This window comes from Pantoea sp. GW821-FHT03E06 (genome assembly GCF_059420725.1).
The window spans coordinates 1,086,849-1,099,493 of sequence record NZ_JBWKUG010000001.1 but is presented as its reverse complement, the minus strand read 5'-3'; the positions used below and the strand labels follow the sequence as shown (position 1 = coordinate 1,099,493).

General features: G+C 55.7%; 12 protein-coding genes. 9 read left to right on the top strand and 3 right to left on the bottom strand.

The window, feature by feature from the left end; genetic code table 11:
* Positions 1 to 28 precede the first annotated feature (28 nt).
* From AC07WB_RS05015 to AC07WB_RS05000, 4 genes are all read left to right on the top strand, one after another.
* Positions 29 to 802 (top strand): SDR family oxidoreductase, encoded by a 774-nt coding sequence (locus AC07WB_RS05015; RefSeq protein WP_097097581.1) that lies wholly within the window; start codon positions 29 to 31, stop codon positions 800 to 802.
* A 79-nt stretch (positions 803 to 881) separates the two neighbouring features.
* Positions 882 to 1,736, top strand: coding sequence for a co-chaperone YbbN (locus AC07WB_RS05010; RefSeq protein WP_097094660.1), 855 nt, complete (start codon positions 882 to 884; stop codon positions 1,734 to 1,736).
* 64 nt (positions 1,737 to 1,800) lie between these two features.
* On the top strand, positions 1,801 to 2,715 hold the full coding sequence (locus AC07WB_RS05005; protein WP_097094661.1) for an SPFH domain-containing protein: 915 nt from the start codon (positions 1,801 to 1,803) through the stop codon (positions 2,713 to 2,715).
* A complete protein-coding gene (locus AC07WB_RS05000) occupies positions 2,712 to 3,173 on the top strand; it encodes an NfeD family protein (RefSeq protein ID WP_370659783.1) in 462 nt (153 codons plus the stop codon). The genes AC07WB_RS05005 and AC07WB_RS05000 overlap by 4 nt, the downstream gene beginning before the upstream one ends.
* Here AC07WB_RS05000 and cueR read toward each other — a convergent pair.
* Positions 3,149 to 3,565, bottom strand: a complete 417-nt coding sequence (gene cueR, locus AC07WB_RS04995; RefSeq protein WP_097094662.1) for a Cu(I)-responsive transcriptional regulator — start codon at positions 3,563 to 3,565, stop codon at positions 3,149 to 3,151. The two genes, AC07WB_RS05000 and cueR, sit on opposite strands and share 25 nt — an antisense overlap.
* A gap of 93 nt (positions 3,566 to 3,658) precedes the next feature.
* Between cueR and copA the strand changes: the two genes are divergently transcribed.
* The 3 genes from copA to ybaK all read left to right on the top strand — a co-directional run bounded on the left by copA (position 3,659) and on the right by ybaK (position 7,781).
* Entirely contained in the window at positions 3,659 to 6,169 is a 2,511-nt protein-coding gene (copA, locus tag AC07WB_RS04990; protein ID WP_494940124.1) for a copper-exporting P-type ATPase CopA, read from the top strand.
* 68 nt (positions 6,170 to 6,237) lie between these two features.
* Positions 6,238 to 7,038, top strand: coding sequence for a TraB/GumN family protein (locus AC07WB_RS04985; RefSeq protein ID WP_345827132.1), 801 nt, complete (start codon positions 6,238 to 6,240; stop codon positions 7,036 to 7,038).
* Positions 7,039 to 7,301: 263 nt separating this feature from the next.
* Positions 7,302 to 7,781, top strand: a complete 480-nt coding sequence (ybaK, locus tag AC07WB_RS04980) for a Cys-tRNA(Pro)/Cys-tRNA(Cys) deacylase YbaK (RefSeq protein ID WP_097094665.1) — start codon at positions 7,302 to 7,304, stop codon at positions 7,779 to 7,781.
* Here ybaK and AC07WB_RS04975 read toward each other — a convergent pair.
* Positions 7,778 to 8,647, bottom strand: a complete 870-nt coding sequence (locus AC07WB_RS04975) for a LysR family transcriptional regulator (protein ID WP_097094666.1) — start codon at positions 8,645 to 8,647, stop codon at positions 7,778 to 7,780. The genes ybaK and AC07WB_RS04975 overlap by 4 nt on opposite strands.
* Before the next feature lie 90 nt (positions 8,648 to 8,737).
* On the opposite strand from AC07WB_RS04975, the gene AC07WB_RS04970 reads away from it, so the two are divergent.
* Positions 8,738 to 9,169, top strand: coding sequence for a multidrug/biocide efflux PACE transporter (locus AC07WB_RS04970; protein ID WP_097094667.1), 432 nt, complete (start codon positions 8,738 to 8,740; stop codon positions 9,167 to 9,169).
* A gap of 178 nt (positions 9,170 to 9,347) precedes the next feature.
* Here the strand turns inward: AC07WB_RS04970 and ushA are convergent, their stop codons facing one another.
* Positions 9,348 to 11,099, bottom strand: coding sequence for a bifunctional UDP-sugar hydrolase/5'-nucleotidase UshA (gene ushA, locus AC07WB_RS04965; RefSeq protein WP_494940123.1), 1,752 nt, complete (start codon positions 11,097 to 11,099; stop codon positions 9,348 to 9,350).
* A 163-nt stretch (positions 11,100 to 11,262) separates the two neighbouring features.
* Here ushA and AC07WB_RS04960 point away from each other — a divergent pair, with 163 nt between their 5' ends.
* A complete protein-coding gene (locus tag AC07WB_RS04960; protein WP_400454895.1) occupies positions 11,263 to 12,459 on the top strand; it encodes an MFS transporter in 1,197 nt (398 codons plus the stop codon).
* Positions 12,460 to 12,645: the final 186 nt, after the last annotated feature.

Sequence of the window (12,645 nt, the reverse complement as noted above, 5' to 3'; positions counted from 1 at the left end):
CAGACGCGTGATTTTAACGGGTAAAAAAATGCAAAGAACAATTCTCATCACCGGCTGCTCCAGCGGCATTGGCCTGGTTGCCGCGAATGATTTACTGGCGCGTGGCTATCGCGTGATTGCCGCCTGTCGTCGCGCTGAAGATGTGGCACGCATGGAAGCGCTGGGATTTATTGGCGTGCAGCTGGATCTGGATGATGCCGCCAGCGTCGATGCTGCGGCCGATCGCGTGCTGGAACTGACCGATCATCGCCTGCATGCGCTGTTTAACAACGGCGGTTTTGGCCAGTATGGACCGCTCAGCAGCGTATCACGTCAGCAGTTGGAAAAGCAGTTTTCCACCAACCTGTTTGGCACCCATCAACTGACCATGCGACTGCTGCCTGCACTGCAAGCCAGCGGCAACGGACGCATCGTCAATACCAGCTCGGTGCTGGGGTTGATCTCCACGCCGGGACGCGGTGCCTATGCCGCCAGCAAATGGGCGCTGGAAGCCTGGAGCGATGCGCTACGCCTCGAAGTGCGCGATGCCGGCGTGCGCGTCAGCCTGATTGAGCCGGGCCCGATCAGCACCCGCTTTACCGACAACGTGCATCAGGGCGAGCAAGACAAACCGGTGCGTAATCCCGGCATCGCCGCGCGCTTTACTCTGCCACCAGAAGCGATTTTGCCGAAACTGCGTCACGCATTAGAGAGCAAACATCCTCGCCTGCGTTATCCGGTGACGCTGGTGGCCTGGGCAATGAGCCTGCTGAAACGGCTGTTGCCAGGTTGGATACTGGATCGCATTTTGCGCAGCAACTAAGCTGCAACGCAGAATCGAACTTGAACATGGGCAGCTTGCCCCCATATCCTCAACACACTTTCTGCCAAGAGACGTACTCATGTCACACGCTTTGATTATCGACATCAACGAATCCAACCTGCAACAGACGTTAGAGCAGTCGATGCAGCTGCCGGTGCTGTTCTATTTCTGGTCCGAGCGCAGTCAGCACTGTCAGGAGTTGACGCCGGTGCTGGAACGTCTGGCGCAGGAGTATGCCGGACAGTTTATTTTGGCGAAGCTGGATTGCGATAAAGAGCAGATGGTGGCGTCGCAGTTTGGCCTGCGTTCCATTCCTACCGTCTACCTGTTCCAGAACGGTCAGCCGGTTGACGGCTTCCAGGGCCCGCAGCCGGAGGAAGCGATTCGCGCTCTGCTGCAAAAGGTCTTGCCGCGTGAAGAAGAAGTAAAAGCGCAGCAAGCCATGCAATTTATGCATGAAGGCAAACCGCTGGATGCGCTGCCGCTGCTGAAAGATGCCTGGCAGCTGAGCAATCAAAACAGTGAAATTGGCTTCCTGCTGGCCGAAGTCCTGATTACCCTGAACCGCAGCGATGAAGCGGAAACGGTGTTGGATAAGGTGCCGCTGCAGGATCAGGATACGCGTTATCAGAGCCTGGTTTCACAAATTGACCTGCTGAAGCAAGCCGCCGATACGCCTGAAATTCAGCTGTTGCAGGAGCAGCTGGCGAGCGATCCCGCGAATGCTGAGCTGGCTGCTAAACTCTCCTTACAGTTGCATCAGGTTGGCCGCAACGAAGAAGCATTAGAACTGCTGTTTAGCTTCCTGAAGAGCGATCTCAGCGCCGGCGACGGCCAGGTGCGTAAAATGTTTCAGGAAATTTTAGCGGCACTGGGCACCGGCGATACGCTCGCCACCCGCTATCGCCGCCAGCTTTACTCGCTGCTGTACTGATCGGTACCGCGCGTTAAACGGGCCGAAGCGACTCGGCCCGACAATCTGACAGCCAGGAGGTTATATGTTAACGGTGATTCCCGTCATTATTGTGCTCGCACTCGTCACCGTGTGGGCCGGAGTAAAAATTGTTCCACAGGGTTATCAGTGGACGGTAGAACGCTTTGGCCGTTACACCAAAACGCTGGCACCTGGCTTAAATCTTCTCATCCCGTTCATGGATCGTATTGGTCGCAAAATCAATATGATGGAACAAGTACTGGATATCCCCTCGCAGGAAATCATCTCTAAAGACAATGCCAACGTCACGATTGATGCCGTGTGCTTTATCCAGGTTGTCGATCCGGCACGCGCCGCCTATGAAGTCAGCAATCTTGAACTGTCGATACTTAATCTGACGATGACAAATATCCGCACCGTGCTCGGCAGCATGGAGCTGGATGAGATGCTGTCACAGCGCGATAACATCAACACCCGCTTGCTGCATATCGTCGATGAAGCCACCAATCCCTGGGGTGTAAAAATCACCCGTATCGAAATCCGTGATGTGCGTCCGCCGCAGGAGCTGATTGCGGCAATGAACGCGCAGATGAAAGCGGAACGAACTAAACGCGCCGACATACTGGGCGCGGAAGGTGTACGTCAGGCCGCGATTCTGCGCGCCGAAGGTGACAAACAGTCGCAGATCCTTAAAGCAGAAGGTGAACGTACCTCGGCCTTCCTGCAAGCCGAAGCGCGTGAACGCCAGGCCGAAGCCGAAGCCAATGCTACGCGCATGGTGTCTGAAGCAATAGCCGCCGGGGACATTCAGGCGGTGAACTATTTTGTGGCGCAGAAATACACCGATGCCCTGCAAAAAATCGGGGAGGCTAACAATAGCAAAGTGGTGATGATGCCGCTTGATGCCAGTAGCTTGCTTGGCGCGATAGGCGGGATCAGTGAACTGCTGAAGGAGAGCCGTCAGGAGCGCAGACCATGATCCTCATGGAGCTGATTGCGCACCCCCACTGGTTCTGGCTCACTCTGGGCGGCCTGCTGCTTGCCGCCGAAATGCTGGGCACCAGCGGTTACTTGCTGTGGAGCGGCTTAGCGGCAGTGGCCGTGGCGCTGATTGAATGGATTGTTCCCATCTCATGGACCAGCCAGGGAATTATGTTTGCGGTGATGACGCTGCTGAGCGTTTTTTTCTGGTACCGCTGGATGCGCTATCGTGAATCGTCACAGCAGCCCAATACGCTCAATCAGCGCGGCAGCCAATTAATGGGGATGCAGCTCACGCTGGATAACACCCTAAAAAATGGCCTGGGCCACGTGCGCATTGGTGACAGCAGCTGGCGCGTGCAGGCGGAGAGCGATCTGCCTGCCGGTACGCCGGTGATTGTGACCGGCGTCGTCGGTATTACGCTAATCATTCAGCCGCGCTTTCCCTCGGCCTGATGGCAGCACCCCGCCAGATGATTGATAATCGGACACTCCGCACCGTCATCGCCCGGACAGGCTTCTGCTAGCGCCAGCAACCGCGCGCGCATGGCATGTAACTCTTCAATATGTGCGGCAATCTCGGCGGCTTTCTGCAAGGTACGCGCTTTTACATCGGCGCTGTGACGTGCGGGATTGTTAAAAAGCGCCACCATTTCACGGCACTCTTCCAGCGTAAATCCGACCTGTCGCGCCTGACGCAGCAGGTTGAGCTCATCAATATGATGCGCAGCGTAATGGCGATAACCATTGTCACTGCGCGCTGGCGGCGTCACCACGCCTTTCTCTTCGTAAAAGCGAATCGCTTTGCTGGTGAGCCCGGTTTTTTTTGCCACATCGCTGATGTTCATATTCACCTCTTGACCTTCCCCTGAATGGAAGGTTTAGGCTCTATATCTAATGCAAATTTTGCATGCAGTCAAAACCAACATGAGGAATAAACCATGTCACACACACAACTGCTGGCGCTGGACGGTTTGTCATGCGGCCACTGTGTAAAACGCGTTAAAGAAGCGCTCGAACAGCGCAGCGATGTCGAGCAGGCGGAAGTTACCCAGCAAGAAGCGCGTGTTATTGGCGCAGCCAGTGCCAGCGATCTGATCGCCACGGTGGAACAAGCTGGCTACCACGCCGTGCTGAAAGATGGCGCTGCCAGCCCAAAGCCTGATCCGTTGACAGCTACAGAGCCGCCGCCGGAGGCGCTGACAACGGAGTCGCAACCGGCAGAAGAAAATCTTGCCGTGCATCACTTACTGATTGGCGGCATGAGCTGTGCCAGCTGTGTCAGCCGCGTGGAGCAAGCGTTACAAAAAGTGCCCGGCGTGAGCCAGGCTCGCGTCAACCTCGGTGAGCGTAGTGCACTAATCGTGGGTGATGCGACGGCCGAAGCGCTGGTTAGCGCGGTTGATCAGGCCGGTTATTCCGCCGAAGTGATCGATGATGAACAGACCCGCCGGGAGCGTCAGCAGGTTAGCGCTCAAAAAGCCATGCGCCGCTTTAGCTGGCAGTCAGCGCTGGCGCTGCTGCTCGGCGTACCAATGATGATTTGGGGCATGCTCGGCGACAACATGATGCTGAGTGCAGATAACCAAACCCTGTGGCGTACACTGGGTATCATCACCTTGCTGGTGATGCTGATTGCTGGCGGGCACTTCTACCGCAGCGCATGGCGCAGCCTGCGTCACGGCACCGCCACCATGGATACGCTGGTGGCGCTGGGAACCGGTGCAGCATGGCTCTACTCCATGAGCGTGGCCATCTGGCCAGAATTTTTCCCACATCAGGCGCGTCATCTCTATTTCGAAGCCAGCGTGATGATCGTTGGCCTGATTAATCTCGGTCATGCGCTAGAACAGCGCGCACGGCAGCGCGCCTCAAAAGCACTGGAACGACTACTGGATTTGACGCCCGCGCAGGCGCGCGTCGTTAATGAACACGGTGAAACGCTGCTACCGCTGAGCGATGTTCAGCCAGGCATGCGACTAAAATTGGTGACCGGCGATCGTGTGCCGGTAGATGGCGAGGTTGCCAACGGTGAAGCCTGGCTTGATGAAGCGATGCTCACCGGTGAGGCGGTACCGCAGGCCAAACAGCCCGGAGACAACATCTTTGCCGGGACGCTGGTGCAGGACGGCACGCTGCAGTTTGTCGCGCGCGCTACCGGTAGCCACACTACGCTGGCACGCATCATCAATCTGGTGCGTCAGGCGCAGAGCAGCAAGCCGGATATTGGCCGCCTTGCGGACCGCATCTCCGCAGTATTTGTGCCGGTAGTGGTGGCGATTGCGCTGCTCAGCGGCCTGATGTGGTATCTGGTTGGCCCGCAGCCACAGCTGGCTTATACCCTGGTGATTGTGACTACCGTACTGATCATCGCCTGCCCTTGCGCGTTAGGCTTAGCCACGCCAATGTCGGTCATCGCGGGCGTAGGCCGGGCGGCGGAACTCGGCGTGCTGGTGCGTGACGCCGATGCACTACAGCGCGCCAGCGAAGTTGACACCATCGTGTTTGATAAAACCGGCACCCTGACGCGCGGCACGCCGCAAGTGAGCGATGTGGTGCTGTACGGCGCCTGGGATCGCCAGCAGGTTTTGAAGGCGGCGGCACAACTGGAACAAGGCTCCAGCCATCCGCTGGCCAAAGCAATTCTCGACGCGGCACCGTCGGAGAGCGCCGAGGCGGTTAAGCAATTTCGTACAATACGCGGCAAAGGCATCAGCGCTAAAGTTGCCGACAGAACGCTGCTACTGGGTAATCAGGCGTTACTGAACGAGCAGCACATTGATTACAGCGCGGCACAGGCGGATATCGAGCGCTTCGCGGCGCAAGGCGCTACGCCGGTGTTGTTAGCGGATACGCACCAATTGCTCGGTTTAATCGCGCTGCGTGACAGCCTGCGACCAGAGAGCAAAGCGGCGTTACAGCGCCTGCATCAGCAGGGCTACCGCTTAATTATGCTGACGGGCGATCATCAGAAAACCGCACAGGCGATCGCCGCCGAAGCGGGGATTGATGAAGTGATTGCCGGCGTACTCCCCGACGGCAAAGCCCAGGCCATTATCCAGCTGCAGCAGCAAGGTCGCAAAGTGGTGATGGTTGGTGACGGCATCAATGATGCACCGGCGCTGGCGCAGGCAGATGTCGGCATTGCAATGGGCGGCGGTAGCGACGTAGCGGTGGAAACCGCCACAATGACGCTAATGCGCAACGATTTGCACTGTGTTGCCGATGCACTGGCGATAGCGGGCGCTACCTTGCGCAATATGCGCCAGAACCTATTGGGTGCTTTTATTTACAACAGCCTGGGTATTCCGATTGCTGCCGGTGTGCTCTATCCCTTTACCGGTATGTTACTCAGCCCGATCGTAGCAGGCGCTGCAATGGCGCTGTCGTCCATTACCGTGGTGAGTAACGCTAACCGATTGTTGCGATTCAAGCCCGCGCAACGGCAATAGCCACTCCGGCCCTGTTTTTCAGTGAGTGAAATCGCTAGCATGGATTTTTGACTTCAAAAGGACAGGGAATGAGACACGGTCTGTGGCACAGCATCCAACAACGGATCGCGATCCTTTTCCCGGCCAGTTACAGCTGGCCGGCTATGGATATCCATCTGGATAACCGCCGCCTGCATCTGGCTGGCAGCATTCATATGGGCACGCGTGACATGCAACCTTTGCCCGCCGGTTTACTGCGCCAGCTGAATAAAGCCGACGCGCTGATTGTTGAAGCGGATATCACTCAAGGCGGATCGCCCTTCAGCAACGATGATGAATATCCGCCGCTGGCAACGCGGCTCGACGCAGAGGTTTTGCTGCGGCTGCAGGCGTTGTGTGATGAGCTATCGCTATCAATTAGCCTGTTCGACACGCTGCCATTTTGGCAAATCGCGCTTATGTTACAGGCGCAGCAGGCGCAGCGGCTGGGGTTGCGTCCACAGTTTGGCATTGATTACCAGCTGTTACAGGCAGCGAAAGCCGCCAATAAACGCATCATTGAACTGGAAGGTCCGGAAACTCAGATCGCCCTGCTGAAATCACTGCCGCAGGATGGATTGCCGCTGCTGCTGGATACCCTTGAGCATTGGCATACCAACGCGCGTCTGCTGCAAACCATGATCAGCTGGTGGCTGGATGCCCCGCCAAAGCAGCAGCCGGTGGCGCTGCCTACCACCTTTAGCAGTGAGTTGAATGACACGCTGATGCGAAATCGTAATCAGCACTGGCGTGAGCTGCTGCTGGCGTTACCGAAAGGGCGATATGTGGTGGCAGTAGGGGCACTGCATCTGTATGGCGACGATAATTTGCCGGGATTGCTGAAGCGTTAGGCCATTCCGGTACGCCAGGATTGGCATTGCCCATCGTAGGGTCGCCATTCATGGCGAGCGGTAGAAGGGTGCAAATAACAATAAAAATCACAAAAAAAGAAGGCCAATAATAATATTGGCCCGTCAAAGAGGAATTTGTTTATGATTTTGGTTATCACCAGCAATCTCTTGCTGGCGCGGGCCAATTCTCGCGCAAAGTTCAGAATTTCGCCACTCTTTTTCCATTCAAAATGAAATAAGAATCTTCCTAACAAGGATTAAATATGACGCCTGCGGTAAAACTGCTGGAAAAACAAAACGTCACCTTTACCCTGCACCCTTACGATCACGATAGCCATGAAACCAATTTTGGTGACGAGGTGGTACGTAAACTGAATCTGGATGCGCGTCAGGTGTTCAAAACCTTACTGGTCGCGCTAAACGGTGATGCCAAAGCACTGGCAGTGGCGGTCACGCCCGTCTCATCGCAGCTGGATCTAAAAAAAGTGGCGAAGGCGCTGGGCGCTAAAAAGGCCGATATGGCCGATCCGCAGCTGGCGCAGCGCGTGACCGGTTATCTGGTAGGGGGAATTAGTCCACTCGGACAAAAAAAACGTCTGCCAACGGTAATCGATCAGCAGGCTGCGGAATTCGCCACCATCTTTATCTCCGGAGGCAAGCGCGGGCTGGATATTGAGCTGGCCGCGCAGGATTTGTCGCGCCTGCTGGATGCACCGCTGGCCGATGTGGCGCGTCGAAGCTAATCGGGCTGCTGGGCGCAGAGCTGGTCGATCATCCAGCGACCAGCCGGTCCCGGCGGGTTACGTCGCGACCACACCACATCGACCGCAATACGCTGCGGCCAGCCCGGCACCGGCAGCTCTTTTAGTACCTGATGCCCAAATTGCTCCACCAGCCAGCGCGGCAACACGCTCCAGCCGAAACCCTGCTCTGCCATCTCCAGCAGCAGCAAATAGGATGGCGCTGACCATACGCGCCCCGCGGGCAGCGGCTCACGCGTTTGCACCCAGGTATTAAGCCGTAAATGCCGCAGCTCACCCAGCTGCCCTTCACTCACCTGCTGCAGCTGCGATAAAGCATGATCCTGATGCAGATAGATCGCCATCTGTGCCCCCACCTGCAAGCGCGCAACCGCCAAATCTGGCGGCAGTTGCGGCTGAGCTCGCACCACACCAAGATGCACCCGCCCGGCCTGTAAAAGATCCAGCGCATCAGCATCCTCGGCAATCATGCATTCGAACTCAATATCCGGATATCGTTGGTCAAAGCGATTAAGCAGATTTTGGTGATGATCGGCCTGCCAGAAATCTGAAATCGCCAGGCTGAGCCGCGGTTCCACGCCTTGCGACAAACGCACCGCCAGCTCATCCAGCCGCTGGCTAGCGGCGAGAATTTGCTGCACCTGCGCGAAGGCGCGCTGGCCATGCTCGGTCAGCACCGGCTGACGCCCACTGCGATCGAACAGCGTAAAACCCAAATCATCCTCCAAGTTAGCGACCGCGCTGCTGATGGTTGACTGGCTTTTTGCCAGCGCACGCGCAGCAGCGGAAAACGATCCGCTGGCCACGGTTTGCACAAAGGCTTCTAGAGATTCCGGGGAGTACTTCATAGTGATCCATCGCTTTTATCGATAGGTGATCATTTTATCTTAGCATTACAGAGTGCCAAAATGTGCGACATCACTAATCAGGAGGTTTATATGCGTACCCGTTCGCTGAAAGAACGTTTTTGTCATGCCGCAGGCTTTGAAGGGTTGGCACTTATCACTGTTGCGCCGCTGGCTGCCTGGATCATGGAGAAACCGCTGTTTCAGATGGGCGCGTTAGCGATAATGCTGTCGACCGTCGCCATGCTGTGGAACATGATCTATAACACCGGCTTTGATCGCATCTGGCCGCCACAGGTTAAACGCGGCTTCGGTCTGCGTGCAATGCATGCGCTGGGTTTTGAAGGGGGCTTTATCCTGATCGGCTTGCCGATTGCGGCCTGGATGCTGAATATTTCGCTGCTGGACGCTTTCGTGCTGGAAGTGGCGTTCTTTCTGTTCTTCCTGCCTTACACCATGGTCTACAACTGGGTGTGGGATAAGTTGCGTCAACGTTGGGTGACGCAGAAAAATTGCCAGGCTTGATAAACCGGTCACCATGAATGGCGACCCTACGTGGATATCGCCGGGTTTTTGTAGGGTGCGCATTCATGGCGTAATCCTCATCAGTTAAGCGTGAATCGGCCACCATGAAGGGTGGCCCTACGTGGATATCGCCGGTTTTTTGTAGGGTGCGCATTCATGCGCACCAGGAAATCGGCGTTCAGTGTTGTGCCGCGCGCGGCCAAATCCACGCCAGAATCATCTGCGGATAGCTTGGCTTCCGCTCCTTCTCCTGGGCTTTATTACGCTGCTCAATCTGTGCTTCCGTCAGATGCACAATACCGGTTGGTACAAAATCATCGACCTTTAAGGGTGAATGCTGGCTGACAAATTCACGCAGCACATCCGCATCGCGCAGCCCGCTATTGCTGAATCCGGCATGGTTTTCGATCACCGGATAACCGTCGCCACCGCTAGCATTAAAGCTATTCGTCGCCATACGGTAGGTTTTATCCTTTTGCAGCGCTGCGCCGTCGATCTTCACCTCGCTAACGCCTTTGCCATCCGCCACCAGACTGATGTTGGTGAACTGCGCGAAGCCGCCTGAATCCACTTTGATATTGGCCACCGTTGCCAGATAGTTCAGCAACTCATTGCCAGTGAGCGTAACCGACACCACCTGATTGCCGAACGGCTGCACCTGCAGCAGATCGCGCCAGCTAAGATTACCCTTGTCCAGCGAAGCGCGAATGCCACCGCCGCTCATAACCGCAAAGTCTGCTTTGGTCGCCGCCATTTGCGCACGTAAAATCAGCTGGCCAAGATTGGTTTGCTCAAAACGCACCTTGTCGCGCTCACCGACAAACACACCGTCACTGCTGCCGACGTTGACATCCAGCTTCTTGCCTGCGCGCAGTTGGTAAGGGGTTAACAACTTCATCATCGCGCTGTTTTTCGGGATCTCTTCCTGCCAGGTGAGCCAGGATTCGCTACCGTCGAGGTTCTTCACTTTGTGCTTTAGATTAACCGGGATCAGCTGGTAGCTATCCAGCGTCAGCTCGCCGTTACGGAAGGTGAAGTCGCCGCGACCAACAAACTTGCCCCACTCTTTGGCCTGCATAATCCACACGCCGTTCTGGCGATCCGGCTGGCAAGGTTGGCCCGGCTGATAGTTTTTCACGCTGACATTCTCTTTAGCCATGCACACGGCATCCTGCGAGTGACCACCAATAATCACGTTGATGGTACCCGGCGGCAGGCTGCGCGCTAACTCCACATCGCCCGGCGCATTACTGCCATGCTGGCCATCGTCATAATGGCCCATGTGCGTCAGCGCGATGATAACGTCAGGTTTTTCAGTGACACGCAGCTCAGCCACTGCTTTCTCGGTCTCTTGCACCGGATCGCGAATATCTATCGTCGCGATGTTCTCAGGATTGGCGATGCGCAGCGTGTCGGTCGTCGTCAGGCCAATTACGGCAATCTTCAAGCCCATACGATTAAATGTCGCCCACGGCTTAAATAAGCGCTTATCGGTGCCTTTTTGGTAGATATTGGCCGAAAGGAAGGGGAATTTGGCCCACTTTTGCTGCTTTTGTAGCACGCTAAGCGGTTTATCAAATTCATGATTACCCAGCGCCATGGCGTCATAGCCCACGAGATTCATGCCGCGTATATCCGGTTCAGCATCCAGCATATCTGACTCTGGCACGCCGGTGTTCACATCGCCTGCCGACAGGATCAGCGCACCGCCACCTTTGGCCTGAACATCATAGCGCTGTTGATCCATCAATGTTTTTTGAGCGGCCAGGCCGTATTCACCTTGTGCATTAGTCCAGTAACGTCCGTGATGATCGTTGGTATGCAGAATACTGAAACGATAGCTGCGATCCGTTTGCCATGCTTGCGCCAGCATCGGCAGCAGTAACATCAGCAGCGCCACCCAGCGCCCTCTTCGCGGTAATAAAAACAAAGCCGATCTCCTTATTCTGCGTTTTTCCACTGAGCTGTGGACTAAATGTGCTTTATCGCCCACCTGTGTCGCACAGATGGCACTTTAACTCAAGACGAAAGGCTTATAGAGTCAATCAGTAAGTAACAATCTGATAACGATAACCGCCCTTTTCAGGATTATTATGGCAAGTGAACTCGCATCACCGGTACGCGCACCGGGCCGCACCGCTTTTGGCATCTTAGGCGCCATCAGCCTCGCGCATCTGCTTAACGATATGCTGCAATCTTTGTTGCTAGCCATCTACCCGATGTTGCAGAAAGATTTTAACCTCAATTTTGTACAGATCGGCCTGATTACGCTGACTTTTCAGGTCACCGCCTCGCTGCTGCAACCGCTGATTGGTCACTACACCGATAAGTACCCCAAACCCTGGTCGCTACCGGTGGGCATGGGCTTTACGCTATGCGGGTTGATTCTCCTGACCTTTTCCACGACCTATCCGCAAGTGCTGCTGGCTGCCGCGCTGGTGGGAAGCGGTTCGTCAGTATTCCATCCGGAATCTTCACGTGTGGCGCGTATGGCTTCCGGCGGTCGTCACGGTTTGGCACAGTCGTTGTTTCAGGTAGGCGGCAACTTTGGCAGCGCACTGGGGCCACTGCTGGCGGCGATGATCGTGGCGCCTTACGGCAAAGGCCATCTTGGCTGGTTTGTGCTGGTAGCGCTGCTGGGTATTATCGTGCTGCTGCAGGTGAGCCGTTGGTATAGCCACCAGCAGCGTGCGAGCAAATCCAGCACCACCGTGGCGCCGGTGAATCCGCTGCCGCGTAAAAAAGTCGCACTGGCCATAAGTATTTTGCTGCTGCTGATCTTTTCCAAGTACTTCTATCTCACCAGCATCAGCAGCTATTACACCTTCTATTTAATACAGAAATTCGGGCTTTCCGTGCAGGCTTCGCAATTCCACCTGTTTGCCTTCCTCGGCGCGGTGGCTGCAGGCACCATTATCGGTGGGCCTATTGGCGATAAGATTGGGCGAAAATACGTGATTTGGGTGTCTATTCTTGGCGTTGCCCCGTTCACACTCCTCTTGCCGCATGCCAACTTAATGTGGACCAGCGTACTGAGCGTGATCATCGGGCTGATTCTTGCCTCGGCATTTTCCGCCATTTTAGTCTACGCCCAAGAGCTGATGCCGGGACGTATCGGTATGGTTTCTGGGCTGTTTTTCGGCTTCGCCTTTGGTATGGGTGGGCTGGGAGCCGCCGTGCTCGGCGTAGTGGCCGACCACACCAGTATCGAGTGGGTTTATCAAATCTGCGCCTGGCTTCCCCTTATCGGCCTTTTAACCGCTTTCCTCCCCGATAATCGCCACGCCTGACCTTCTTTCGCGGGGGCAACTGTTTTTCCTTGCCCCCTCTCGCTCTGCATGTTTCCTGCCGATAACCTGAGATAAGTGATGAAAATGCAGCTTCAGCACCGTTTTTATCTCATTTTTTCAATTTAGCGACTTTTTACCGCTCAAATGTTTAAACGCGGTTAGCGATTGTGCATTACACTAGGTTGT